General features: G+C 60.6%; 27 protein-coding genes. 19 read left to right on the top strand and 8 right to left on the bottom strand.

Annotation, left to right across the window (positions count from 1 at the left end; genetic code table 11):
- Positions 1-96 precede the first annotated feature (96 nt).
- Entirely contained in the window at positions 97-714 is a 618-nt protein-coding gene (locus JKA62_RS16555; protein WP_011336013.1) for an FKBP-type peptidyl-prolyl cis-trans isomerase, read from the top strand.
- A 49-nt stretch (positions 715-763) separates the two neighbouring features.
- Here the strand turns inward: JKA62_RS16555 and JKA62_RS16550 are convergent, their stop codons facing one another.
- From JKA62_RS16550 to JKA62_RS16540, 3 genes are all read right to left on the bottom strand, one after another.
- Positions 764-1,021, bottom strand: a complete 258-nt coding sequence (locus tag JKA62_RS16550) for a PA4570 family protein (protein WP_007950964.1) — start codon at positions 1,019-1,021, stop codon at positions 764-766.
- Positions 1,022-1,228: 207 nt separating this feature from the next.
- A complete protein-coding gene (locus JKA62_RS16545; RefSeq protein ID WP_011336012.1) occupies positions 1,229-1,570 on the bottom strand; it encodes a zinc ribbon domain-containing protein YjdM in 342 nt (113 codons plus the stop codon).
- Between the two features lie 125 nt (positions 1,571-1,695).
- Positions 1,696-2,664 carry a polyprenyl synthetase family protein gene (locus JKA62_RS16540; protein ID WP_201818686.1) on the bottom strand — a complete coding sequence of 323 codons (969 nt, stop codon included), beginning with the start codon at positions 2,662-2,664 and terminating at the stop codon, positions 1,696-1,698.
- Between the two features lie 241 nt (positions 2,665-2,905).
- Here JKA62_RS16540 and rplU point away from each other — a divergent pair, with 241 nt between their 5' ends.
- From rplU to JKA62_RS16515, 5 genes are all read left to right on the top strand, one after another.
- The gene (gene rplU, locus JKA62_RS16535; RefSeq protein ID WP_003228361.1) at positions 2,906-3,217 is read left to right on the top strand and encodes a 50S ribosomal protein L21; all 312 of its coding nucleotides are present in this window, start codon (positions 2,906-2,908) and stop codon (positions 3,215-3,217) included.
- Between the two features lie 35 nt (positions 3,218-3,252).
- Entirely contained in the window at positions 3,253-3,510 is a 258-nt protein-coding gene (gene rpmA / locus JKA62_RS16530; RefSeq protein ID WP_003228360.1) for a 50S ribosomal protein L27, read from the top strand.
- A 193-nt stretch (positions 3,511-3,703) separates the two neighbouring features.
- Positions 3,704-4,927, top strand: a complete 1,224-nt coding sequence (gene cgtA, locus JKA62_RS16525; protein WP_011336011.1) for an Obg family GTPase CgtA — start codon at positions 3,704-3,706, stop codon at positions 4,925-4,927.
- Between the two features lie 137 nt (positions 4,928-5,064).
- On the top strand, positions 5,065-6,183 hold the full coding sequence (proB, locus tag JKA62_RS16520) for a glutamate 5-kinase (protein WP_179693687.1): 1,119 nt from the start codon (positions 5,065-5,067) through the stop codon (positions 6,181-6,183).
- Between the two features lie 10 nt (positions 6,184-6,193).
- Positions 6,194-6,658, top strand: coding sequence for a CreA family protein (locus JKA62_RS16515; RefSeq protein ID WP_007959533.1), 465 nt, complete (start codon positions 6,194-6,196; stop codon positions 6,656-6,658).
- Positions 6,659-6,774: 116 nt separating this feature from the next.
- Here JKA62_RS16515 and rpsT read toward each other — a convergent pair whose 3' ends face one another.
- Positions 6,775-7,047 carry a 30S ribosomal protein S20 gene (rpsT, locus tag JKA62_RS16510; RefSeq protein ID WP_011336008.1) on the bottom strand — a complete coding sequence of 91 codons (273 nt, stop codon included), beginning with the start codon at positions 7,045-7,047 and terminating at the stop codon, positions 6,775-6,777.
- A 252-nt stretch (positions 7,048-7,299) separates the two neighbouring features.
- Between rpsT and murJ the strand changes: the two genes are divergently transcribed.
- From murJ to ispH, 6 genes are all read left to right on the top strand, one after another.
- Positions 7,300-8,838 carry a murein biosynthesis integral membrane protein MurJ gene (murJ, locus tag JKA62_RS16505; protein WP_011336007.1) on the top strand — a complete coding sequence of 513 codons (1,539 nt, stop codon included), beginning with the start codon at positions 7,300-7,302 and terminating at the stop codon, positions 8,836-8,838.
- Positions 8,839-8,967: 129 nt separating this feature from the next.
- Complete coding sequence (gene ribF / locus JKA62_RS16500; protein ID WP_007959537.1) at positions 8,968-9,906, top strand: bifunctional riboflavin kinase/FAD synthetase; 939 nt, start codon at positions 8,968-8,970, stop codon at positions 9,904-9,906.
- Positions 9,907-9,919: 13 nt separating this feature from the next.
- Entirely contained in the window at positions 9,920-12,751 is a 2,832-nt protein-coding gene (gene ileS, locus JKA62_RS16495; protein ID WP_201818684.1) for an isoleucine--tRNA ligase, read from the top strand.
- Positions 12,744-13,256: a signal peptidase II gene (gene lspA / locus JKA62_RS16490; protein ID WP_011336004.1), complete on the top strand. Its 513-nt coding sequence runs from the start codon at positions 12,744-12,746 to the stop codon at positions 13,254-13,256. The genes ileS and lspA overlap by 8 nt, the downstream gene beginning before the upstream one ends.
- A 7-nt stretch (positions 13,257-13,263) precedes the next feature.
- Positions 13,264-13,701, top strand: a complete 438-nt coding sequence (fkpB, locus tag JKA62_RS16485) for an FKBP-type peptidyl-prolyl cis-trans isomerase (protein ID WP_170928297.1) — start codon at positions 13,264-13,266, stop codon at positions 13,699-13,701.
- A 75-nt stretch (positions 13,702-13,776) separates the two neighbouring features.
- Positions 13,777-14,721: a 4-hydroxy-3-methylbut-2-enyl diphosphate reductase gene (gene ispH / locus JKA62_RS16480; protein ID WP_201818682.1), complete on the top strand. Its 945-nt coding sequence runs from the start codon at positions 13,777-13,779 to the stop codon at positions 14,719-14,721.
- On the opposite strand, the gene JKA62_RS16475 is transcribed toward ispH, so the two are convergent.
- Complete coding sequence (locus JKA62_RS16475; protein ID WP_011336002.1) at positions 14,693-15,247, bottom strand: GspH/FimT family pseudopilin; 555 nt, start codon at positions 15,245-15,247, stop codon at positions 14,693-14,695. The genes ispH and JKA62_RS16475 overlap by 29 nt on opposite strands.
- A gap of 127 nt (positions 15,248-15,374) precedes the next feature.
- Between JKA62_RS16475 and JKA62_RS16470 the strand changes: the two genes are divergently transcribed.
- The 7 genes from JKA62_RS16470 to thiO are packed head-to-tail and all read left to right on the top strand — an operon-like array spanning position 15,375 to position 22,147.
- Entirely contained in the window at positions 15,375-15,848 is a 474-nt protein-coding gene (locus JKA62_RS16470) for a GspH/FimT family pseudopilin (protein WP_011336001.1), read from the top strand.
- The gene (gene pilV / locus JKA62_RS16465) at positions 15,845-16,294 is read left to right on the top strand and encodes a type IV pilus modification protein PilV (protein ID WP_011336000.1); all 450 of its coding nucleotides are present in this window, start codon (positions 15,845-15,847) and stop codon (positions 16,292-16,294) included. The genes JKA62_RS16470 and pilV overlap by 4 nt, the downstream gene beginning before the upstream one ends.
- Complete coding sequence (locus JKA62_RS16460; protein ID WP_201818680.1) at positions 16,291-17,004, top strand: PilW family protein; 714 nt, start codon at positions 16,291-16,293, stop codon at positions 17,002-17,004. The genes pilV and JKA62_RS16460 overlap by 4 nt, the downstream gene beginning before the upstream one ends.
- Positions 17,005-17,014: 10 nt before the next feature.
- Complete coding sequence (locus JKA62_RS16455) at positions 17,015-17,494, top strand: pilus assembly PilX family protein (protein ID WP_011335998.1); 480 nt, start codon at positions 17,015-17,017, stop codon at positions 17,492-17,494.
- Complete coding sequence (locus tag JKA62_RS16450) at positions 17,481-20,573, top strand: pilus assembly protein (protein WP_201818678.1); 3,093 nt, start codon at positions 17,481-17,483, stop codon at positions 20,571-20,573. Before JKA62_RS16455 ends, JKA62_RS16450 begins: the two co-directional genes overlap by 14 nt.
- Positions 20,574-20,588: 15 nt before the next feature.
- Complete coding sequence (locus tag JKA62_RS16445; protein ID WP_011335996.1) at positions 20,589-20,990, top strand: type IV pilin protein; 402 nt, start codon at positions 20,589-20,591, stop codon at positions 20,988-20,990.
- Between the two features lie 56 nt (positions 20,991-21,046).
- Entirely contained in the window at positions 21,047-22,147 is a 1,101-nt protein-coding gene (thiO, locus tag JKA62_RS16440; RefSeq protein ID WP_011335995.1) for a glycine oxidase ThiO, read from the top strand.
- Between the two features lie 49 nt (positions 22,148-22,196).
- Here the strand turns inward: thiO and JKA62_RS16435 are convergent, their stop codons facing one another.
- The 3 genes from JKA62_RS16435 to JKA62_RS16425 are packed head-to-tail and all read right to left on the bottom strand — an operon-like array spanning position 22,197 to position 25,352.
- Positions 22,197-23,543: a sigma-54-dependent transcriptional regulator gene (locus JKA62_RS16435; RefSeq protein WP_201818676.1), complete on the bottom strand. Its 1,347-nt coding sequence runs from the start codon at positions 23,541-23,543 to the stop codon at positions 22,197-22,199.
- Positions 23,540-25,129 carry an ATP-binding protein gene (locus JKA62_RS16430; protein ID WP_201818871.1) on the bottom strand — a complete coding sequence of 530 codons (1,590 nt, stop codon included), beginning with the start codon at positions 25,127-25,129 and terminating at the stop codon, positions 23,540-23,542. The genes JKA62_RS16435 and JKA62_RS16430 overlap by 4 nt, the downstream gene beginning before the upstream one ends.
- On the bottom strand, positions 25,119-25,352 hold the full coding sequence (locus JKA62_RS16425; RefSeq protein ID WP_011335992.1) for a PP0621 family protein: 234 nt from the start codon (positions 25,350-25,352) through the stop codon (positions 25,119-25,121). Before JKA62_RS16425 ends, JKA62_RS16430 begins: the two co-directional genes overlap by 11 nt.
- Positions 25,353-25,549 lie beyond the last annotated feature (197 nt).

Genomic DNA, 25,549 nt, shown 5'->3' with positions numbered 1-25,549 from the left:
TGTGCTAGTCTGCTCGCCCTTTTGGTTCCGGGCGCGCCGGGACGCGCTGTGTACGCACGGCGTGTTCCGAGGCCGTCCGCACAGCGGAGCAGTGTCATGTCCGAAGTAAATCTGTCCACCGACGAAACCCGCGTCAGCTACGGTATCGGCCGTCAGCTGGGTGACCAGCTGCGCGACAACCCGCCACCGGGTGTCAGCCTGGACGCCATCCTGGCCGGTCTGACCGACGCATTCGCCGGCAAGGAAAGCCGTGTCAGCCAGGAAGCCATGTCCGCCAGCTTCAAGGTGATCCGCGAGATCATGCAAGCTGAAGCCGCTGCCAAGGCTGAAGCCGCCGCAGGCGAAGGTCTGGCATTCCTGGCTGAAAACGCCAAGAAAGAAGGCATCACGACTTTGGCATCCGGCCTGCAGTTCGAAGTGCTGACTCAGGGTGAAGGCGCCAAGCCATCCCGTGAAGACACCGTGCGTACTCACTACCACGGCACACTGATCGACGGCACTGTGTTCGACAGCTCCTACGAGCGCGGCCAGCCGGCTGAATTCCCGGTCGGTGGCGTTATCGCGGGCTGGACCGAAGCCCTGCAACTGATGAATGCCGGCAGCAAATGGCGTCTGTACGTGCCGAGCGAACTGGCTTACGGCGCTCAAGGCGTTGGCAGCATCCCGCCGCACAGCGTTCTGGTATTTGACGTCGAGCTGCTCGAGGTTCTGTAATCCCGTTACCCTGCACAAGCGTGGCTTGTGCAGGGTTTCTCCGCGTTTTTCATACTTCGATCTTGTTGTGCAGTTCACTGGTCGGGCGCAAGGCCCGGGCATAGCAGAACAGGAACAGATTGCGCACCAGCTCCTTGAGCACCAATGGCTCGCTGGAACTCAGGCCGCTGACGTCCAGATCCCCTTGATCCTGCAACTCGTGCAGGGCTTCTTCTTCCAGTACGGCACAGACTTCACCGGTTTCCCGATGCAGGATTCTGAGGTACGGGTGCGGGCGATCCAGCCAGGCGTCGATCAAATAAGTCATGGGTCTCATCTCCATTGAAAGGGTTTCAATGAGAATAATTCTTATTCGTCAAATAGCAAGCGCCTATTGGCGGTTTGTGATTTTTTGCGGGTAAAGATTGCGTAAGGTCAAAACAGCTGGCGTTTGGCTATCGCGAGGATTTGCTGGGGATTGCGGGGGAGGGTGAAGCTCCATCCCACGGCGGGCGCGGGATGGAAGACAGCAGACTCAGACTTTTCTGACGAACTCGGATTTGAGTTTCATCGGGCCGATGCCGTCGATCTTGCAGTCGATGTCGTGATCGCCATCGCACAGGCGGATGTTCTTGACCTTGGTGCCGACCTTGACCACCAGCGAGGTGCCTTTGACCTTCAGGTCCTTGATCACGGTGATGGTGTCGCCGTCTTGCAGGACGTTACCGACCGAATCTTTCTTCACGGCATCATCGGACGTCACTTCGGCTTCACCGCCGGCAGACCACTCGTGGGCGCACTCCGGGCACACCAGTTGGGTGCCGTCTTCGTAGGTGTATTCGGAATTGCATTTCGGGCAGGGTGGCAACGTGCTCACTAAGGCTCCTTGGAGAGGGGATCGCTAAAAGTCGCACATTGTATAGGGTTTTAACCGCTGATGGCAGGCAACAAAAAACCGCAGGCTCCAACGGAGGCTGCGGTTTTTTGATGACGCGATGCTGATCAGTGCGTGCGGGCGACCGCGAACTCGCTCAGCTCAACCAGTGCATCGCGGTAATCGCTGGCCGGCAGCGCGTCGAGGCACTTGATCGCGCGAGCCACGTAATCACGGGCCAGTTGCGCGGTGTATTCCAGCGAACCGGAGGCTTCCACGGCGATACGGATGCTTTCCAGGTCTTCGATCCCGCCTTTCTGGATCGCCTGGCGTACCAGTGCGGCTTGCTCCGGCGTGCCTTCGCGCATGGTGTAGATCAGCGGCAGGGTCGGCTTGCCTTCGGCCAGATCGTCACCGACGTTCTTGCCCAGGGTTTCGGCGTCGCCCTTGTAGTCGAGCAGGTCGTCGACCAGCTGGAACGCAACGCCCAGGTGATCACCGAAAGTGCGCAGGGCTTCGCTCTGCTCGGCGGTCGCGCCAGCCAGTGCTGCGGCGCTGTGTGTCGAAGCCTCGAAGAGCATCGCGGTCTTGCCGCGGATGACTTCCATGTAGGTTTCTTCGGTGGTGCTGGCGTCGCGAACCTTGGACAGTTGCAGCACTTCGCCTTCGGCGATGATGCGCGTGGCCTGGGACAGGATTTTCATCACCGGCATCGAGCCCAGTTCGACCATCATCTCGAACGAGCGCGAGTACAGGAAGTCGCCGACCAGCACGCTCGGGGCGTTGCCCCACATGGCGTTGGCGGTCGAACGGCCACGGCGCATGCCGGACATGTCGACCACGTCGTCATGCAGCAGGGTGGCGGTGTGCAGGAATTCGATGGTAGCGGCCAGCAGGCGCATGTCGTCGCCTTCGCGACCCAGGGCCTTGCCGCACAGCAGCACCAATAAAGGACGCAGGCGTTTGCCGCCGGCCGACGTGATGTAATCGCCGATTTTCGATACCAGCGGCACTCGGGAAGTCAGCTGCTTCTTGATGATGCCGTCGACGGCGCTAAAATCGTCCGCCACCGCGCGGTAGAAAGCTTGGGGTTGCATCAGCGACAGGTGCTCCAGAAGGGTTGCGCGGCATGCTAGGACCCACGTCCGGGCCTGTCAAGGCGCGATGGACGGCCCCTTGCATGACTTCGAAGGCTTGCGTACAATCGCGCACCCTGAACTTCCTGGGCAGCACCTGCCTTACGCAATTGCACTTGGGCCGTTCCAGCCCCATGCAGCCATGCCAGCCAATACCTCTTCTTATAAAGAGCTGGGTGAGCAGGATTATCGGAGAAATACCATGTACGCAGTAATCGTTACCGGCGGTAAGCAATACAAGGTCGCTGAAGGTGAATACCTGAAGATCGAAAAACTGGAAGTCGCCACTGGCGAATCCGTGACTTTTGACCGCGTTCTGTTGGTCGCCAACGGCGACGACGTGAACATCGGCGCACCTGTTGTTGCTGGCGCAACCGTCAAGGCTGAAGTGATCTCCCAAGGTCGTCACGATAAAGTCCGCATCATCAAGTTCCGTCGCCGTAAGCACCACATGAAGCGTATGGGCCACCGCCAGTGGTTCACCGAGATCAAAATCACCGGTATTCAGGCTTAATTACAGCCTAATTCCTCACTAGGAGAATTGAACTCATGGCACACAAAAAAGCTGGTGGTAGTACCCGTAACGGTCGCGACTCAGAAGCCAAACGCCTTGGCGTGAAGATGTATGGCGGCCAGGTCATCAAGGCCGGCAACATCATCGTGCGTCAGCGCGGCACCCAATTCCACGCTGGCTACGGCGTTGGCATGGGTAAAGATCACACCCTCTTCGCGAAAATCGAAGGCGTGATCAAGTTTGAAGTAAAAGGCGCCTTCGGTCGTCGTTACGTGAGCGTTGTCGCAGCCTAACTGCGAGAGTGCTGGAGAAGCCCTGTCTTGCGACGGGGCTTTTTCGTTTGTGGGGTGAGTCTCTTGCAAAGCTGTTTGTATGGGCTGCCGGCGTGCGATGCAGGTCGTGGATTGGGGTCGCTGCGCTCATTTTTGCAAGAGTCTTATGTCTTGATTGTTTTTCGGCTCGTCCGTACGGCGAGAGGCGTTGGTTATGAAGTTTGTTGATGAAGTATCGATCCGCGTAAAGGCTGGTGACGGCGGCAATGGCTGCATGAGTTTCCGTCGGGAAAAGTTCATTGAAAACGGCGGTCCGAACGGTGGTGACGGCGGTGATGGCGGTTCCATCTTCATGATGGCCGACGAAAACCTGAATACCCTGGTTGACTACCGTTACACCCGGCACTTCGATGCCGAGCGTGGCTCCAACGGCGGCAGCACCGACTGCACCGGCAAGAAGGGTGAAGACCTGATCCTGCGCGTGCCGGTCGGCACCACCGTGATCGATTCCGCCACCCAGGAAGTCATTGGCGACCTGACCAAGGCTGGTCAGAAGCTGATGGTGGTTCAGGGCGGCTGGCACGGTCTGGGTAACACCCGTTTCAAATCCAGTACCAACCGTGCACCGCGTCAGACTACGCCGGGCAAGCCGGGCGAGCAGCGCGACCTGAAGCTGGAAATGAAGGTTCTGGCCGATGTCGGTCTGCTGGGCCTGCCGAACGCCGGTAAAAGTACCTTTATCCGTTCGGTGTCGGCTGCCAAGCCGAAAGTCGCCGATTACCCGTTCACCACTCTGGTGCCGAACCTCGGTGTGGTCAGTGTTGACCGCTGGAAGAGTTTCGTCATTGCCGACATTCCGGGTCTGATCGAAGGTGCTTCCGACGGTGCCGGCCTGGGGATCCGTTTCCTCAAGCACCTGGCGCGTACTCGTCTGTTGCTGCACCTCGTGGACATGGCGCCGCTGGATGAAAGCAGTGCGCCGGACGCCGCTGAAGTGATCGTCAACGAGCTGATCAAGTTCAGTCCGTCGCTGGCCGAGCGTGATCGCTGGCTGGTGCTGAACAAGTGCGACCAGATCCTCGAAGAAGAGCACGAAGCGCGGGTCAAGGAAATCGTTGATCGTCTGGAGTGGACCGGTCCGGTCTACGTGATTTCGGCCATTGCCAAAGAAGGCACCGAGCGCCTGACGCGCGACATCATGCGCTACCTGGAGGATCGTGCCGATCGCCTGGCCAATGATCCGGCCTACAAGGAAGAGCTGGCCGATCTCGATCAGCGCATCGAAGACGAAGCCCGTGCGCAGTTGCAGGCGCTGGATGACAAGCGTGCCCTGCGTCGCAGTGGCGTGAAGTCGGTTCACGACATCGGCGACGATGATTGGGACGAAGAAGATGTGGATGACGAAGACGGTCCGGAAATCATTTACGTGCGTGACTGATTCGTTGCAGTAAACTTAAGCGCCGCTCAATCGAGCGGCGTTTTAGTATCTGGAAATCGATTGTTGGTCACGAAGAATCACGAATAACGTCACGGGCAGAGCCAGGTCGCGCTGCCCTCAAGCTAAGGTTGAAGATGATGCGGAGCAAGGTGACAGGTGCGCAGCGTTGGGTCGTGAAGATCGGCAGCGCTTTGCTGACAGCGGATGGCAAAGGGCTGGATCGCGCGGCAATGGGTGTCTGGGTCGAGCAGATGGTGGCTCTGCATGAGGCTGGCGTCGAGCTGGTGCTGGTGTCCTCCGGGGCGGTGGCGGCAGGCATGAGTCGCCTGGGCTGGACTGCGCGACCCAGTGCGATGCACGAGCTCCAGGCCGCTGCCGCAATCGGCCAGATGGGCTTGGTGCAGGCCTGGGAATCGAGCTTTGCCGAGCATGGCCGGCACACCGCGCAGATTCTTCTGACTCACGACGACCTGTCCGATCGCAAGCGCTACCTGAACGCTCGCAGCACCTTGCGCGCGTTGGTCGAGCTGAAAGTCATCCCAGTGATCAACGAGAACGACACCGTGGTCACTGACGAAATCCGCTTCGGCGACAACGACACGCTCGCGGCGCTGGTGGCCAACCTGGTCGAGGCTGATCTGCTGGTGATCCTGACGGATCGCGACGGCATGTTCGACGCCGATCCGCGCAGTAACCCTGACGCCCAACTGATTTATGAAGCGCGCGCCGATGATCCGACACTGGATGCGGTGGCGGGCGGTACTGGCGGTGCATTGGGTCGTGGCGGCATGCAGACCAAGCTGCGCGCGGCGCGGCTGGCGGCACGTTCCGGGGCGCATACCATCATTGTTGGTGGGCGTCTGGAGCGCGTGCTTGATCGTCTGAAGGCGGGCGAGCGCATCGGTACGCTGCTGTCGCCTGAGCGCGGCATGCTCGCGGCGCGCAAGCAGTGGCTGGCCGGGCATCTGCAAACCCGTGGCACGCTGGTGCTGGATGATGGCGCGGTTTCTGCGTTGTCCCAGGGCAACAAAAGTCTGCTGCCGGTCGGCGTCAAACTGGTTCAGGGCAGTTTCCGTCGCGGCGAAATGGTGGTTTGCGTGGCGCCGGACGGTCGTGAGATCGCCCGCGGCCTGGCGAACTACAGTGCTCTGGAAGCACAAAAAATCATCGGTCAGTCGTCAGATGCGATTGTCGGTTTGCTGGGTTACATGGCTGAGCCGGAACTGGTTCATCGTGACAACCTGATTCTGGTGTAAGGAAAACGCGATGCGCATGGCAAAAGGATTGTTGGGCTTGCTGATGGCGCTGCCATTGCTGGCCTCGGCCGAGGAAATCGGTCAGGTGTCGACGGTGTTCAAGTTTGTCGGGCCGAACGACCGGATCGTGGTCGAGGCATTCGATGATCCAAAGGTCGAGGGTGTGACTTGCTACCTGTCGCGCGCCAAAACGGGCGGTGTGAAGGGTGGGTTGGGGCTGGCCGAGGATCGTGCCGAGGCGTCCATTGCTTGTCGTCAGGTCGGGCCGATCAACTTCAAGGGTGAATTGAAGGATGGCGAAGAGGTGTTCAAAGAGCGCACTTCGTTGGTGTTCAAGACCATGCAGGTGGTGCGCTTCCTCGACAAGAAGCGCAATACGCTGGTGTATCTGGTCTACAGCGATCGCCTGATCGAGGGCAGCCCGCAGAATGCGGTGACGGCGATCCCGATTCTGCCGTGGGCATCGGCTCATTAATCGCGCGTAAAAAAAGAGGAGCCGGTTGGCTCCTCTTTTTTTTGGCCTTGATTTCAGCAAAATCACAGGCAATAAAAAACCGACCCTGAGGTCGGTTTTTTTAATGACTACGTCGCTTAGGCAGCTGCTTTCAGTGCCTTGACGTGGCCATTCAGGCGGCTCTTATGGCGAGCAGCCTTGTTCTTGTGGATGATGCCTTTATCGGCCATACGGTCGATAACTGGCACAGCCAGAACGTATGCAGCTTGAGCTTTTTCAGCGTCTTTTGCGTCGATGGCTTTAACTACATTCTTGATGTAGGTACGAACCATGGAACGCAGGCTGGCGTTGTGGCTGCGACGCTTCTCAGCCTGTTTTGCACGTTTTTTGGCGGAAGGTGAGTTGGCCACCGTCGAGCTCCTCGAAAGACTTTTTAGGAAATAGCAAACAAAATAGGCCGCGAATCATGCCGATGAAGAGATGTCTTGTCAAGGGCGCTTGAGACGTTCCGCTAAGTGGTAGGTATAAAGAGGCGGGATATTTATTTCCGGCGCTTGACCTGTAAACTCGCGAGCTTTGGCTCTGTGCTGTTGCGGCGCGGAGTATCGCACAAGTGGGCGCGTTATTCGCCTGCTGTTTATCGACAGGCACACATTCCTTCAATGAATCTGCTCAAATCGTTGGCCGCCGTCAGCTCTATCACGATGCTTTCCCGGATTCTCGGGTTTGTTCGCGACACGCTCATTGCCCGCATCTTCGGCGCCGGAATGGCGACCGACGCCTTCTTTATCGCCTTCAAACTGCCCAATCTGCTGCGCAGGATCTTCGCCGAGGGGGCATTTTCCCAGGCTTTTGTGCCGATTCTGGCCGAATATAAAAGCCAGAAGGGCGAAGAGGCGACCCGCACCTTTATTGCCTACGTTTCCGGCCTGCTGACGCTGGTACTGGCGCTGGTCACCGCGCTGGGCATGATCGCCGCGCCCTGGGTGATCTGGGCCACGGCGCCGGGTTTCACCGATACGCCGGAAAAATTCCAGCTGACCTCCGACCTGCTGCGAGTGACCTTCCCTTATATATTGCTGATCTCCCTGTCTTCGCTGGCGGGTGCGATCCTCAATACCTGGAACCGCTTCTCGGTGCCAGCGTTCGTGCCGACCCTGCTCAACGTCAGCATGATCGTGTTTTCGCTGTTCCTGACGCCGTATTTCGATCCGCCGGTCATGGCCCTCGGTTGGGCAGTGTTGGTAGGTGGACTGGCGCAATTGCTCTATCAACTGCCTCACCTGAAAAAAATCGGCATGCTGGTGCTGCCACGCCTGAATCTGCGCGACACCGGCGTCTGGCGGGTGATGAAGCAGATGTTACCGGCGATCATCGGCGTTTCGGTCAGCCAGATTTCCCTGATCATCAACACTATTTTCGCCTCGTTCCTGGTGGCGGGCTCGGTGTCGTGGATGTATTACGCCGACCGTTTGATGGAGTTGCCGTCCGGTGTACTCGGTGTGGCGCTGGGCACGATCCTGCTGCCGACACTGGCCAAGACCTACGCCAGCAAGGATCGCCACGAATATTCGCGGATACTCGACTGGGGCCTGCGGCTGTGCTTCGTGCTGGTACTGCCGTGTGCGCTGGCGTTGGGGATTCTGGCCGAGCCGTTGACGGTTTCGCTGTTCCAGTACGGCCAGTTCAGCGGATTTGACGCGGAGATGACGCAGCGGGCATTGATTGCCTATTCTGTCGGTCTGCTTGGGATCATCGTGATCAAAGTGCTGGCGCCCGGCTTTTATGCGCAACAAAACATCCGTACGCCGGTAAAAATCGCAATCTTCACTCTGGTAGTTACTCAGCTGTTCAACCTGGTGCTGATCGGTCCGCTGGCCCATGCCGGTCTGGCGTTGGCGATCAGTGCCGGTGCCTGCCTTAATGCCGGGTTGCTGTTCTATCAACTGCGCAAACAACAGATGTATCAACCACAGCCGGGCTGGTTGAAGTTCGGTTTCAAGCTGTTGGTCGCGGTGGCGGTGATGTCGGCGGTGCTGTTGATCGGCATGCATTTCATGCCCGCGTGGGATCAGGGTCACATGTTGGAGCGCTTCCTGCGCCTGGGCGCCCTGGTGGTTGCCGGTGTGGTGGCTTACTTCGGCATGTTGCTGCTGCTCGGTTTCCGCCTGCGCGACTTCAATCGCAAGGCCTTGAGCTGAGGTTTCACCCTTGAAAAGCGGGCGCGAGCCGGCAGTTTTGTCGGCTCGTTCACTTTGGGTTACGGTGTTGCCTGTCGTCGGCCGTCGGGTGTGGTTATAATCGGCCACTTTATGAGCAAGAAGCGCGTTATGCAGCTGGTTCGAGGCCTCCACAATCTGCGCCCCCAGCATCGGGGCTGCGTCGCCACTATTGGCAACTTTGACGGTGTTCACCGCGGTCACCAGGCCATCCTGGCCCGACTGCGTGAGCGTGCGCTCGAGTTGGGCGTACCCAGCTGCGTGGTGATTTTTGAGCCGCAGCCACGGGAATTCTTTGCCCCGGAGACCGCGCCGGCGCGCCTGGCCCGGTTGCGCGACAAGCTGCAACTGCTGGCCGCCGAAGGCGTCGACCGGGTTCTGTGCCTGGCGTTCAACCAGCGCCTGAGCAAGCTCAGCGCCAGCGAGTTCGTTGATACCATCCTGGTTGATGGCCTCGGCGTGCAGCATCTGGAGGTCGGTGACGATTTCCGCTTCGGTTGCGACCGTCTCGGCGATTTCGATTTCCTGTTGCAGGCCGGGCAGGTCCACGGTTTTACCGTGGAAGCGGCGCAAACCGTCGAGCTGGACGGCATCCGCGTCAGCAGCACTCAGGTGCGCAACGCGCTGGCCGCCGCCGATTTTGCCTTGGCCGAGCGCCTGCTGGGTCGCCCGTACCGGATTGCCGGGCGCGTGCTGCATGGCCAGAAGTTGGCCCGCCAGTTGGGTACGCCCACGGCGAATATTCAACTCAAACGCCGTCGCGTGCCGTTCACCGGGGTTTACCTGGTCGACGTCGACATCGACGGCAAGACCTGGCCCGGCGTCGCCAATATCGGCGTGCGGCCCACGGTGCAAGGTGATGGCAAGGCCCACCTTGAAGTCCATCTTTTAGATTTTGCCGGCGATCTGTATGACCGGCGTTTGACGGTGGTTTTCCACCAGAAGCTGCGTGAAGAGCAGCGTTTCGCCTCCCTGGAGGCATTGAAAACGGCGATCAGCGCGGATGTCGCCGCCGCCCGTGCACTAGCCGCACCTAGCGCCCATCGCTAATGAAGAGCCTTAAATGACCGACTATAAAGCCACGCTAAACCTTCCGGACACCGCCTTCCCAATGAAGGCCGGCCTGCCACAGCGCGAACCGCAGATCCTGCAGCGCTGGGACAGTATTGGCCTGTACGGAAAGTTGCGCGAGATTGGCAAGGATCGTCCGAAGTTCGTCCTGCACGACGGCCCTCCGTACGCCAACGGTACGATCCACATCGGTCACGCACTGAACAAGATTCTCAAGGACATGATCATCCGCTCGAAGACCCTGTCGGGCTTCGACGCGCCGTATGTCCCGGGCTGGGATTGCCACGGCCTGCCGATCGAGCACAAGGTTGAAGTGACCCACGGCAAGAACCTTGGCGCGGACAAGACCCGCGAACTGTGCCGTGCCTACGCCACCGAGCAGATCGAAGGGCAGAAGACCGAGTTCATCCGCCTCGGCGTGCTGGGCGACTTCGCCAATCCGTACAAGACCATGAACTTCAAGAACGAGGCCGGTGAAATCCGCGCCCTCGCCGAAATCGTCAAGGGCGGTTTCGTGTTCAAGGGCCTGAAGCCTGTGAACTGGTGCTTCGATTGCGGTTCGGCCCTGGCCGAAGCGGAAGTCGAGTACGAGAACAAGAAGTCCTCGACCATCGACGTCGCGTTCCCGATCGCTGACGAGGCCAAACTGGCCGCCGCGTTCGGTCTGCCATCGCTGGCCAAACCTGCTGCCATCGTGATCTGGACCACCACCCCGTGGACCATCCCGGCCAACCAGGCGCTGAACGTTCACCCGGAATTCACCTACGCCCTGGTCGACATCGGCGACAAGCTGCTGGTGCTGGCTGAAGAGCTGGTCGAATCCTGCCTGACCCGTTACGGCGTCGAAGGCACTGTATTGGCGACCGCTCCGGGTTCGGCGCTGGAACTGATCAATTTCCGTCACCCGTTCTACGACCGTCTGTCGCCAGTGTACCTGGCCGACTACGTGGAACTGGGCGCCGGCACCGGCGTGGTTCACTCCGCCCCGGCCTACGGCGTGGACGACTTCGTGACCTGCAAAAAATACGGCATGGTCAACGACGACATCCTCAACCCGGTACAGAGCAACGGCGTCTACGTGCCGTCGCTGGAGTTCTTCGGCGGCCAGTTCATCTGGAAGGCCAACCCGGCCATCGTCGACAAGCTGACCGAAGTCGGTGCGCTGCTGCACACCACCGTCATCGAACACAGCTACATGCACTGCTGGCGCCACAAGACCCCGCTGATCTATCGCGCTACCGCGCAATGGTTCATCGGCATGGACAAGGAGCCGGTATCCGGCGACACCCTGCGCGTACGCTCGCTCAAAGCCATCGAAGACACCAAGTTCGTCCCGGCCTGGGGCCAGGCGCGCCTGCATTCGATGATCGCCAACCGTCCGGACTGGTGCATCTCCCGTCAGCGCAACTGGGGCGTGCCGATCCCGTTCTTCCTGAACAAGGAAAGCGGTGAACTGCACCCACGGACCGTCGAGCTGATGGAAGAAGTCGCCAAGCGCGTTGAAGTCGAAGGCATCGAAGCCTGGTTCAAACTCGACGCTGCCGAACTGCTGGGCGATGAAGCGCCGCAGTACGACAAGATCAGCGACACCCTCGACGTCTGGTTCGACTCGGGCACCACCCACTGGCACGTCCTGCGCGGTTCGCACCCGATGGGCCACGAGACCGGCCCGCGTGCCGACCTTTACCTGGAAGGTTCGGACCAGCACCGTGGCTGGTTCCACTCTTCCTTGCTGACCGGCTGCGCCATCGACAATCACGCGCCGTACCGCGAGCTGCTGACTCACGGCTTCACCGTCGACGAGACGGGCCGCAAGATGTCCAAGTCGCTGAAAAACGTGATTGAGCCGAAAAAGATCAACGACACCCTGGGTGCCGACATCATGCGCCTGTGGGTGGCCTCGACCGATTATTCGGGCGAAATCGCCGTGTCGGACCAGATCCTGGCCCGCAGCGCCGATGCCTACCGTCGTATCCGCAATACCGCACGTTTCCTGCTGTCGAACCTGACCGGTTTCAACCCGGCCACCGACATCCTGCCGGCCGAAGACATGCTGGCGCTGGATCGTTGGGCCGTGGACCGTGCCCTGCTGCTGCAACGCGAATTGCAGGAAAACTACGGCGAATACCGTTTCTGGAACGTCTACTCGAAGATCCACAACTTCTGCGTGCAGGAGCTGGGTGGTTTCTATCTGGACATCATCAAGGATCGCCAGTACACCACCGGCGCCGACAGCAAGGCCCGTCGTTCGTGCCAGACCGCGCTGTTCCACATCTCCGAAGCGCTGGTGCGCTGGATCGCGCCGATCCTGGCCTTCACCGCCGACGAACTGTGGCAATACCTGCCGGGCGAGCGCAACGAATCGGTGATGCTCAACACCTGGTACGAAGGCCTGACCGAGTTGCCGGAAGGCTTCGAGCTGGGTCGCGAGTACTGGGATCGCATCATGGAAGTGAAGGTGGCGGTCAACAAAGAGATGGAAATCCAGCGCGCGGCCAAGGCCGTCGGTGGCAACCTGCAAGCCGAAGTGACGCTGTTCGCCGAAGACGCGCTGACTGCCGACCTGGCCAAACTGAGCAACGAGTTGCGCTTTGTCCTGATCACCTCGACTGCCACTGTTGCGCCGTTCGTGCAGGCTCCAGCCGACGCTGTGGCCACCGAAGTCAGCGGGCTGAAGCTGAAGATCGTCAAATCCGCCTTCCCGAAATGCGCCCGTTGCTGGCACTGCCGCGAAGACGTCGGCGTGAACCCGGAGCATCCGGAGATCTGCGGCCGTTGCGTGGACAACATCGATGGCGCCGGTGAGGTTCGTCACTATGCCTAATGCCGTTGGCCGTTTCGGACGGCTGAGCTGGCTCTGGTTGAGCTTGCTGGTTCTGGTCATCGACCAGGCCAGCAAGTTCTACTTCGAAGGCAAGCTCGAGATGTTCCAGCAGATCGTGGTCATTCCCGATCTGTTCAGCTGGACGCTGGCCTACAACACCGGCGCTGCCTTCAGCTTCCTCGCGGACAGCTCCGGCTGGCAGCGCTGGCTGTTTGCCCTGATCGCGATTGCGGTCAGTGCGGTGCTGGTGGTCTGGCTCAAACGCCTGGGTCGCAACGAAACCTGGCTGGCCATTGCGCTGGCGCTGGTGCTGGGCGGCGCACTGGGCAACCTTTATGACCGCATTGCCCTCGGCCATGTGATCGATTTCATTCTGGTGCACTGGCAGAACCGCTGGTACTTCCCGGCGTTCAATTTCGCCGACAGCGCCATCACCGTTGGCGCGGTGATGCTGGCACTGGACATGTTCAAAAGTAAAAAAACCGGAGAAGCCGTTCATGACTGAACAGGTATTGGCTGAGCAACGCATCGGCCAGAACACGGAAGTCACCTTGCACTTTGCATTGCGCCTGGAGAACGGCGACACGGTCGACAGTACTTTCGACAAAGCCCCTGCGACCTTCAAGGTCGGCGACGGCAACCTGCTGCCGGGCTTCGAGGCGGCACTGTTCGGTTTCAAGGCTGGCGACAAGCGTACACTGACCGTCGAGCCGGAAAACGCCTTCGGCCAGCCGAACCCGCAAAACGTGCAGATCATTCCGCGTTCGCAGTTTGCGGACATGGAACTGTCGCCGGGTCTGCTGGTGATCTTCAACGATGCGGCCAATACTGAGCTGCCGGGTGTGGTGAAAGAGTTCGACGACGCGCAAGTGACCGTCGACTTCAATCACCCGCTGGCTGGCAAGACGCTGACCTTTGACGTGGAAATCTTCTCCGTCAAAGCGCTGTAATTGCTGTTCTGCAGGAGCCGGCTGACCGGCTCCTGTAATGATCCAATCTTTCGCGCGCAAGACACGAGGCACCGCATGCAAATCAAACTCGCCAACCCCCGTGGCTTCTGCGCCGGCGTGGACCGGGCGATCGAAATCGTCAACCGCGCCCTGGAGGTCTTCGGGCCGCCGATCTATGTGCGTCACGAAGTGGTGCACAACAAGTTTGTGGTCGAAGACCTGCGCAGTCGTGGCGCGATTTTCGTCGAGGAACTCGATCAGGTACCGGACGACGTTATCGTGATCTTCAGTGCCCACGGCGTCTCGCAAGCCGTGCGCACCGAAGCCGCCGGCCGTGGCCTGAAAGTGTTCGACGCTACCTGTCCATTGGTGACCAAGGTACACATCGAAGTCGCGAAATACAGCCGCGACGGCCGTGAATGCATCCTGATCGGTCACGCCGGTCACCCGGAAGTCGAAGGCACCATGGGCCAGTACTACGCCAGCAATGGCGGTGCGATCTACCTCGTCGAAGACGAGAAGGATGTCGCCGAGTTGCAGGTACATAACCCGGACAAACTGGCCTTCGTCACCCAGACCACACTGTCCATGGATGACACCAGCCGTGTCATCGATGCGCTGCGTACGCGTTTCCCGGCCATTGGCGGGCCGCGCAAGGACGATATCTGCTACGCCACACAAAACCGTCAGGACGCGGTCAAGCAACTGGCCGACGAATGCGACGTGGTGTTGGTGGTGGGCAGCCCTAACAGCTCCAACTCCAACCGCCTGCGTGAACTGGCCGAACGCATGGCCACGCCGGCCTACCTGATCGACGGCGCCGAAGACCTGCAAAAGAGCTGGTTCGACGGTGTCGAGCGTATCGGCATCACCGCCGGCGCCTCCGCCCCGGAAGTTCTGGTGCGTGGCGTGATCCAGCAGTTGCAGGCCTGGGGCGCCACCGGCGCCGACGAACTGGCCGGGCGTGAGGAGAACATCACGTTCTCGATGCCTAAAGAGCTGCGCGTTCGCTCGATCTGATCGCTTTATCCTTTCGACACAGCGCCTGTTCAGCCTTTTGACTGACCAGGCGTACGCGACCGGTTGCCGCCAGCACCACCTGGAGCTGGCTTACCGGCTCGCGAGCCGAGCATAGATGTAACGTCCCCGCCTGAAATTTCCGGTCCGGCACCAGTGGCTGGCCCAGGCTGCTGAAGCGTATGTAGCGGCTCACCAGCCAGTTGCCGACAATCGGTATCTTTGCGTCACTCGCCTGCTCGATCAGCAAGGGATTACCGGCATCTCCCGGACCCTTTCCGCTGATATCCAGAATGATCCGCCAGCCTTGGCCCCAATCACCGTTGATGCCATGAATCACCACGCTTTGGTTGCGCGTGATGGCCATGGTCCGGGCATTGCGGATCCCGTCGAGCAAAGACTGCGCGGCCAGCTGCCGCCGGTTTGATTCGGTGAGGTCCGCCAGCGCCGGACTGACCAGCGACAGAACAATTGCGCCGATCGCCAGTCCCATAAGCAGTTCGACCAGACTGAAACCCTGTTGCGGCATGTGCGCGTCCTCCCTGGATTGTGCACAGCGGCGCAATCCGTGCGCCGTTCGCGGTAAATCAACCGGCGCATGCCGGTCGAATGTTCTAGGTTTGTACAGGTATAGCCGACGGCAACGGAGGGCATCGATGGATCATCGTACAAAAGGTTTCACGCTGATCGAGCTGTTGGTGGCGGTCGCGGTGTTTGTGATCCTGATCACGATGGCGGTGCCGGGATTCACCCGTTCGGTGCAGGGCAGCAAGGCCGACACCGAGGTCGGCGACCTGCAACGGGCCCTCAACTACGCAAGGCTCGAGGCGATCAACCGGGGCGTCACCACCCGCTTGCGGCCGAGCGCCGGCGGCAGTGTCTGGACCGGCGAGTTGTCGGTCTACGACAGTACTGGCACTCCGGCCAATGTATTGCGGGTTGTTCCAGCGATGAGCAGCGGCGCGGCTCTGACGCTACCCTCTGGAGTGACCGCGCTGGATTTCAACAATCTGGGCGGACTGGCGGCACCGTCCACGGCGGTGGTCATCAGTTATGTGCTGGGAACGCAAAGCAGGACGCTGAACGTGTGTCTGAACGGACGAATTCAATTGGGTGGAAGTTGCGGATGAGGGCAGGGAGCAAGCACGCACAGGAGGGCATGACGCTGATCGAAGTGCTGGTCGCGTTGTTGATTCTGACGGTCGGATTGCTGGGCGCGGCGGCGGTTCAGCTCAATGCGCTGAAGTACACCGACAGCTCGCGCATGACCAGCCAGGCGAGTTTCATCGCCTACGACATGATGGATCGAATCCGCGCCAACTCGGGCGCCGACTACACCGTCACACCGCCGACCACGGGCAACCTGAGTGTCGCCCGGGATCAGGATCTCTACGACTTCACCACCAACATCGTCAATTTCGGCGGCCCGACCGCCACCGGCAGCATCACCCTCAATCAGCGCGTGTACACCATCACCATCACCTGGAGTGACGCGCGCGCCGCCAATACGACCAGTGCGCCCCGCAGTTTCGTCCTGACCAGCCGCGCCGCGGTCGATCCGGTGGCCACGCCATGAAGCGCCATAACCTCGGCTTTGGCCTGATCGAAATGCTGGTCGCCCTGGCGCTGGGATTGATCGTGGGGCTGGGTGTGGTGCAAATCTTCCTGGCGGCGAAGAACACCTACGTCAGCCAGAACAGTGCGGCCGCCATGCAGGAAGACGCGCGGTTCGTGTTGAGCAAGATGATTCAGGAACTGCGCATGGTGGGCATGTTCGGTTGCCTGGGCACGATTACCGATTCCAGCTCGGCGGGAGATTTCAATGCGGCCCAGATCACGCCGATCAGCTGGGACAACGCCAACCTCAAGCTGACCCTGGTCACCGCCGATGTCGGCAGCGCGGGCGGGACGCCGACCTGGACCGTGGTCTCCGATTGCCGCAACAGCGCCACCGCTTATACCGGCGCACGGGCTGCGGCGACGGGACAGATCGCGTTTCCGATCCGTCGGTTGATCTACAGCTTCAGCAACAACCAGATTCTGATGGGCACCGGCAGCGGTAATCCGGCCCAGCAAGTGCTGGTGAATAACGTCAGTGCGTTCACTGTGATGTTCGGTCTGGCGAGTTCCGCGACCGACGTCGCGGCTTCCACCTACAGCGCCAACCCGGGTGATCCGGCGCGGATCCGCAGCGTGCGCCTGAGCCTGACCCTCACTGACCCGAATAATCGGGTCCGCAATCAAACCTTCAACGTGGTTGCCGCCTTGCGCAACCGCTTGCAGTGAGGGGCGAGCGATGAGTGTTTCTCTCCATCGGCGACGGTCCCAGGGCGGCATGGTGTTGCTGGTCAGCCTGGTGTTTCTGCTGCTCCTGACGGTGATCGGCCTGTCATCGATGCAGAGCGCCAACCTGCAGGAAAAAATGGCTGGCAGCGTGAGCCTGCGCAATCAATCGTTCCAGACTGCCGAGGCGGCACTGCGCATCGGCGAAAGTGCGGTGCAGCTGGATGGTTACACGCTGGCGGTGTGTGCCAGCACTACTCAATGTGCGCCGCCGGCGGAATCCTCGGTGGTCAGCGCGGCGGGGTTCAACTCCACGTCGGGCGTGACCTGGATCGCCGCCGGCAGTGGGTTCTACGGGGTGCAGAACATCGGCACGACCCTGACTGCGGTGAACGTGCCGAGCAACACCTCGGCGACCTTGTACCGGGTCACGGCCGTTGGCATCGCGGGTACTTCGCGCAGTGTGGTGGAGAGTGTCTATGCGAAGTATTGAGCGACGCTTCAAGTGGTTGTCGCTGCTACTCGGCATGCTGGCCGGGCTCTATCTGGCCGCGCCGGCGTATGCCTTCACACCGTCCGATTCGCCGCTGTTGAGCGCGGCCGCCGTGCCGCCGAACGTGATGTTGATGATCGACGACTCGGGCAGCATGAACAGCATCATCTATGCGACAGGATTTGATCCGACCGTGGATCGCACGGCGGCCCGCCAGTGCAACGCAGTCATTGGCCTGTGCCTGAGCTCGAGCGCCATTACCGGCGATACGATCTTTCTCTCGAGCCTGCCAACCTCCGGCTGCTCCGGCGGCGCTTATGCGTTCTACAACAACAGCCTGACGCCGCTCTGCCTGAAGCTGCCGGATCCGGTGGGCAGCGGCAACACTCGCTATTCGGCGGATTACATTTCCTACGTGGTCGGGCTGGCGATCAACAACGGCACACGCGACTTCACCACCGGGGCCATTCCCAATGATTACCGGATCAACGTGGCGCGCAACGTCTCCACCGCACTGGTCACCAGCAACCGCAACCTGCGCATGGGCCTGGCCACCTTCAATCCGGCTACCAGCAACAACCCCGGCAACGGCGGTTTCATTGCACGCTCCATCAGCGACCTGTCACCGGTCAGCGGCAGCGTGACCCAGGCCCAGGCCGACACCAACTACAACGCACTGATTTCCTCGATCAACGGCCTGAGCGCGGTGGCCAACACTCCCCTGGCCGAGACCTATTATGAAATCACCCGCTACATGCGCGGGATGGCGCCTTACTACAACAGCACGCCGAGCACCTACACCAGCCCGATCCAGTATCGCTGCCAGAAAAACTACGGCGTGGTGATCACTGACGGTTTGCCGACCTACGACCGCACCTTTCCGAGCAACGACCCGCTGGGCGGCAGCCGCTTGCCGAACTGGGATGGCATCAACAATGACGGGAACAACCTGAACGGGGACGGGGAGGGCGATACGCTGTACCTGGACGATATCGCCAAGTTCGCCTTCGACATCGACATGCGTTCCTCCGGCACCGACGCGGCTGGCAAGAGCTGGAATGCGGTGGACTTTCCCAGGCAGAACATGAACACCTACACCGTGGGTTTCACCGCCTCCAATGACATGCTCTCGGACGCAGCGGATTACGGACAGGGCCGCTACTACCAGGCGACCGACAGCGCCGGCCTGAACGCCGCGCTGTCGTCGGCACTGAGCGATATCACCTCCAAGGCCGGCTCCGGCGGCAGCGGTGTGGCCAGTGGCACCACGCTCGCGAGCGGCACCAGTTACTTCCAGACCAGTTATGACCCCAAGGACTGGCGCGGCACGATCAAGTCCTTTGGTTTTACCTCGGCCGGGGCGGTCAACACCTCGGCGGTATTGTGGTCCACCGACACGGCCATCGTGCCCGGCGCCACCGCGCCGACCTACCAGTCGTGGAACACCCTGAACAACGCGGCGGTGACGCTGGCCTACGGCAACCTCTCCCCGGCCCAGCAGACTGTTCTCAGCCAGGGGTTGCCCACCGGTATCAGCGGCATCGACCTGGTCGAATGGAGCAAGGGCACCAACAAGACCGGACTCAAAGTGCGCAGCGTGTTGCTCGGGGACATCATCAACTCACCACTGGTGCTGGCTTCGCCCACGGAAAAAACCGCTTCCGATCTGGCCGGTGACACCACTTACAGTACCTACCTGACCACCAAAGCCTCGAACATGAATGCCAGCCTCGTGGTGAACGCCAACGACGGTTTTGTCAGTGTCATCAACTCGGCCAACGGTACCCGACGCTATGCCTACATGCCGTCCAGCGTATTGCCCTCGCTGCGCCTGATTGCCGATCCGAATTACATCAACGGCGTCAGCCACAAGTTTCTGGTGGATGGTCAGCTCGGTGTATTCGACGCGCAATTCGGTACGGCGTGGAAAACCCTGGCCATCGGCGGCACGGGCGCCGGCGGCAAGACTTTCTACGGGCTCCAGTTGTTCGATGCCTCGGCGGGCAACATCATCCGTGCCTTGTGGGAGGTCAGCGCTCCGGCCACCGCCAGTACTTCCAACGCATTTAATGATCTGGGTTACGCCTATGCCCGCCCGGAAGTGGCACGCTTGGCCGATGGTCGCTGGGCGGCATTCATTGCCAACGGTTACGGCAGCAACTCCGGCGTGGCGGCGCTGTATGTGCTGGATGTCCGTGACGGCTCGCTGATCAAGAAAATCGTCATCGACAGTACGGAAACCACCAACGGTTTGTCCTCGGTGAAGCTGCGGGTCAATTCGCAGAACGTGGTGCAGGCTGCGTATGGCGGTGACTTGAAGGGACGGTTGTGGAAGTTCGACCTGAGCGCCACGTCGTCCGACAGCTGGGGCGTAGCGTTTTCCGGCAAGCCGTTATTTACCACGGCTGGCGGGGCGACTCAGCCGATCACCGCGCAACCGTTGCTGGCGGACAACGCTCTGGGTGGCAAACAGATTTTCGTCGGCACCGGCAAATTCAACGAAACCGCCGACAAGACCAACAAGGATTTGCAGGCGTTCTATTCGGTGTGGGACGCCGATGGCGGGTCGGGCCAGATCACGGTCAGCAGTTTGCAGGCGCAGGCGATTACCGGGGTGTTCTCCGGCAGTACCGGGCAGTTCGTCACCACCAGCCAGAACGACACGACGTATCCGGCGGAGAAGGGCTGGTACCTGCCGCTGGTGTACAACAACGCATTGACCGGCGAACGGGTGATCAACCAGGCCAGTCTGGTGCTGGGACGCATCGTGTTTACCACGGCCAGCGTCGATACCACAGACCCGTGTTCCAGTTTCGGTACCGGCAAACTGATCGAACTCGATGCGTTCAGCGGTAAGATGCTCAACTACGCGGTGCTCGACACCAACGCTGATGGCGTGGTCGACAGCAACGACACGATTTCCAGCGGCGTGGTGTTCACCGGCGGTATCCCGACCCTGAACGCCATCGTCAACGGTGCATCACGCAAGGTCGTGAACGATTCCAGTGGCGGTATCACCACCCTGGTGGAAAAATCCGGCGGCGGCAGCCGTCGTATCATGTGGCGGCAAATTCAGTAAGCGAGAGTTCGAGGCATGCGCAGATCCAACCGAGGTTTCACCCTGATCGAAATCATGATCGTGATTGCGATCATCGGTATCGTCATCACCATCGGCTATCCGAGCCTCACCGAATACGTAAAGAAGGGCCGCCGTGCCGACGTAGTCAGCAATTTGTCGGAACAGGCACAGATCCTCGAACGCTTCTATTCGAAGAACAACGTCTACACCGGTGTCACTGGGTTGAGCACCGGCAACGATTTCTACACCATCACGCCGACGATCACCGATCAGACCTTCCAGCTGACCGCGACCCGCAAGACCGGCACGGCTATGGCCACTGACAAGTGCGGGGATTTCACTCTCACCAACACCGGTGTCAGAAGCATGAACAACGCGACCACCGGGCTGACTACCAAGGATTGCTGGGGCCGCTGAGCCGCTTTATTTCGGGCGCCTTTTGCGCCCACTGTCTTTTTACGGTTGGATCAAACATGACCAGGCAACAGCAAGTGGTGATTGTCGGTGGCGGGGTGATTGGCCTGCTCACTGCGTACAACCTCGCCTCCGAGGTCGGCAGCGTGGTGCTGCTGGATCGTTCGAACGTCGGCCAGGAATCGTCCTGGGCCGGCGGCGGTATCGTGTCTCCGCTGTACCCGTGGCGCTACAGCCCGGCCGTCACCGCGCTGGCGCACTGGTCGCAGGATTTTTATCCACAGCTGGGCGAGCGCCTTTTTGCCGATACCGGGGTCGACCCCGAAGTGCAGACCACCGGCCTGTATTGGCTGGACCTGGATGACGAAGCCGAAGCGCTGGCCTGGGCCGCGCGGGAAAACCGTCCGCTGCGGGCTGTGGATATCTCGGCGGCGCATGATGCGGTGCCGGTGCTCGGAGGCGGTTTTTCCCGGGCGATCTACATGGCCGATGTGGCCAACGTGCGCAATCCGCGGCTGGTGAAGTCTTTGAAAGCGGCGTTGCAGGCACTGCCGAATGTGACGATTCACGAGCAGTGTGAAGTCAGCGGGTTTGTCCGTGAGGGCGAGCGGGTGGTGGGCGTGCAGACCTCCACGGGTTTGATCACCGGTGATCAGGTCGTTCTCACCGCAGGGGCGTGGAGCGGCGAACTGCTCAAGAACCTGGACCTGTCGCTGCCGGTGGAACCGGTCAAGGGTCAGATGATTCTGTACAAGTGCGCAGCGGATTTCCTGCCGAGCATGGTGCTGGCCAAGGGGCGTTATGCGATTCCGCGCCGTGACGGGCACATTCTGATCGGCAGTACGCTGGAACACGAAGGCTTCGACAAGACCCCGACGGACAACGCACTGGAAAGCCTCAAGGCCTCGGCAGTCGAGTTGCTGCCGGCGCTGGCCGATGCCGAAGTGGTGGGGCACTGGGCCGGGCTGCGACCGGGTTCGCCCGAGGGCATTCCCTACATTGGCCGGGTTCCGGGGGTTGACGGTCTATGGCTGAACTGCGGGCATTACCGCAACGGGCTGGTGCTGGCGCCGGCGTCCTGTCAGTTGTTTGCCGATGTGATGCTGGGGCGCGCGCCGATCATTGATCCGGCGCCGTATGCACCGGCCGGACGGATCTGAAGCCATATCAACAAAACGCAGCCGACAAAGGCTGCGTTCCCCTGAATGTTCAATCCAGCCCCAGTTTCTTGAGCCTGTAGCGCATCGACCGAAACGAAAGACTCAACCGCTGCGCCGCCGCCGTGCGATTCCAGCGGGTTTCTTCCAGCGCCTGCAGAATCAGTTTGCGTTCGACGCTTTCCAGATAGTCTTCCAGGTTGTCGATCTGCGTCAGATCGGCAATCCCGGCCTCGGCGGCGCCATTACCTTCACTCAGGCGTAAATCCTCGGCCTCGATCGTGCGGTTTTCACACAGGGTGTGCGCCCGCTCGAGTACGTTTTCCAGCTCCCGCACATTGCCCGGAAAACGGTAGTTTTTCAGCGCCTCGAGGGCATGGGGATGAAGGCGTGCCGCCGGTTGCCCGGTGCCATTGGCCAGGCGCTTGAGCATGTGGCCGGCCAGTGCCTCGATGTCCTCGCGACGTTCGCGCAGGGACGGTACACGCAGTTCGATCACGTTCAGCCGGTAATACAGATCCTGACGGAATCGCTCGGCAGCCACTTCAGCATCGAGATCCTTGTGCGTCGCGCAGAGTATGCGCACATCGACCACGGTTTCCTGTTGGCCGCCGACGCTGCGCACGGCTTTTTCCTGGATCGCCCGCAGCAGCTTGACCTGCATCGGCAGTGGCAGGTCCGCCACTTCATCGAGAAACAGTGTGCCGCCATGAGCCGCCTGAAACAGCCCCGGTTTATCCTCCACCGCGCCGCTGAAACTGCCTTTGCGGTGGCCGAAGAACTCGCTTTCCATCAACTCAGACGGAATCGCCCCGCAGTTCACCGGCACGAACGGCTGGCTGGCGCGCGGGCCCTGTTCATGAATCAGTCGGGCCACCAGCTCCTTGCCGCTGCCAGACTCGCCGCTGATGTAGACCGGTGCCTGGCTGCGGGCCAGTTTGTCGATCTGCTTGCGCAGGTTGCGCATCGGCGGTGAATCGCCGAGCAACCGCCGGTCGATCGAAGTGCAGACATTGCCCGGCGCCGGCATGCGCAATGCCGAGCCGACCAGCTCGCGCAGGCGTGTCAGGTCCACCGGTTTGGTCAGGAAGTCGAATGCCCCGGCCTTCAGGGCGTTGATTGCCGTTTCCAGGCTGCCGTAGGCGGTGATCATCGCCACCGGCAGTTGTGGATAACGTTGCTGAATGTGCTGCACCAACTCCAGGCCGGTGCCGTCGGGCAGGCGCATGTCGGTCAGGCACAGATCGAAGGTCTTGCGGTGCAGCAGTGCCTGGGCTTCTTCGAGATTGCGTGCGCTGAAGGTGTCGAGTTTCATCCGTCCCAGGGTGATTTCCAGGAGTTCGCGGATATCCGGCTCGTCGTCGACGATGAGGATTTTTTGCCGTGGGCTCGTGTTCAACTTTGTTTCCGTCCGTGAGCAAAGGTGATGCGAAAGCAGCCGCCGCCTTGGCGTGATTTGAAGTCTAGGCGCGCTTGATTGCTTTCGCACAGCTCACGGGACAGATAAAGCCCAAGGCCGGTGCCCTGGCTGCTGGTAGTAAAAAACGGTTCGAACAGGTGAGCCTGTTGATCCAGCGGCACGCCGGGGCCGTTGTCCTGCACTTCGAGCACGGCCAGCGTGCTCTCGGGGTCGATGAACAGCGTCATCCAGACCTCGGCCGGGTCGTGCAAAAGGGCGCTGTGGCGCCAGCCGTTGCGTAACAGATTGTCGAGAATCTGCGTGAGCTGGCCGGGATCCATCAACGTGCGGAAATCCCCCGGGCCGATGTGCAGGTGAATGTGCTGGCGCTCGCCGGAGCGTTCGCGGCTCTCGTTGACGAACTGCTCCAGCCACGGCTTGAGGTCGAGCCGTTGCGGTGCGCTTTGCTGGCGGCGGGACAGTTGCAGGACGTTTTCGATGACTCGGTTCATGCGCTGGGAGTGGTCTTGAATGATCTGCGTCAGACGCCGATCCGCGCTGTCGAGTTCCTCGGACTCCTGCAACAGCTGCGCTGCATGACTGATGGCCCCCAGCGGATTGCGGATTTCATGGGCGATACCGGCGGTCAGCCGGCCCAGCGCAGCCAGTTTCAATTGTTGGGCCTGCTGGGCTATCTGGGCGAGGTCTTCAAGAAACACCAGGGTCTGGCGGTTCGGGTTCTGTTCCAGGGCGATGAAACTCGGCTGCAGCTCCAGGCCGTTGCCGGCAATTTTCAGGCTTTGCGGCCGCAGGGTCGGGTTGTTCAGCCACAGTTGCAGGCGTTCGACCAATGCGCTCGAGTGCTCGTCGATCAAGTCACCTTCAAGATGCGTTTGGCCCAGCAGGACCCTGGCACTGTGGTTGGCCAGTTGCACCCGGCGTTGTTCGTCGAGCACCAGAATGCCGGTGCGCATGCGTTGCAGGATCAATGCGTTGAGGGCTTCCAGCCCCACGACTTCGCTGGCGCGCTGTTCGGCCAGGTTCTCACTGACTTCGAGACGGCGCATCAAACCTTGCACCAGCAATGACGCCGCGAAGCAGAGGGCGCCGAGGGTGCCGGCCTGCAGATAATCGTTGGCGCTCAGGGGATGGCTGAAACTCAGCAGAAAGCTGAGCCCGACGATGCCGAGGGTGGCGATGGCGGCGATCAGCAAGCCGATACGTCGTCGCAGCAAGGTGTTGCTGATGGCCACCGAGACGATCAGCAGGTTGCCGATCGCGCTGGCCACGCCGCCGGCCGCATAGAACACGCCGCATAGCAGCAGGATGTCGACCAGTGCCAGGCCGAACAACTGGGCGGGGCGGCGAATGTTCTCGAGAAACACCACCAGCAGGATGTTCAGCACCAGGTACAACCAGCTGCCATTGCGCAGCCACTCGTCGTTGGCCGAGGTCAGCAGGCGGTTGTCCATGTTGCTGGAGATCAGCAACACCAGGGTGATGCCGACACTCAAACGGTACAGATGATAGAGGCGCAGCAGTCGCTGAGCCTGTTTGCTGTCGGCGTTGTCGGCCTCAGCGATCACTGGAGCCGGGGCCTTGCTCAAGATGAGCCTGGCTGCAATACCACTGTTGTTGAAGGTTCAGCGCGCGGTCGCGGGGCAGATGCACGCCGCAGTGGGCGCAGCGCACCATCGGCGCGGCATCCTGTTCGCGAGGCGATCGGTTGGACGAGGCGGGGGCCTTGAATTTGCGCCACAACCAGACAGCGGCGGCGATCAAGGCAATCCAGAACAGTAAACGAAGCATGATGGGCGGCTTTTCGGCTAATGATCCGGCAGTTTAGCCAAGGACCCGACAAGCGCACAGCCCAATCACGCGCGTGTCTAGTCCTGAAATAGGTTTACACCTGTTTCAGCCTCAAAACGCCCGATGCACCGCATCGGGTGTTTTGTATTTCAGCGACAGATGAGGCCGCTCGTTGTTATAGATCTGCACCGACTCGT

Origin of the sequence: Pseudomonas sp. B7 (assembly GCF_016735645.1) — a bacterium.
Classification (GTDB): Bacteria; Pseudomonadota; Gammaproteobacteria; order Pseudomonadales; family Pseudomonadaceae; genus Aquipseudomonas; species Aquipseudomonas glycinae.
This window is presented reverse-complemented; position numbering and strand designations above follow the sequence as displayed.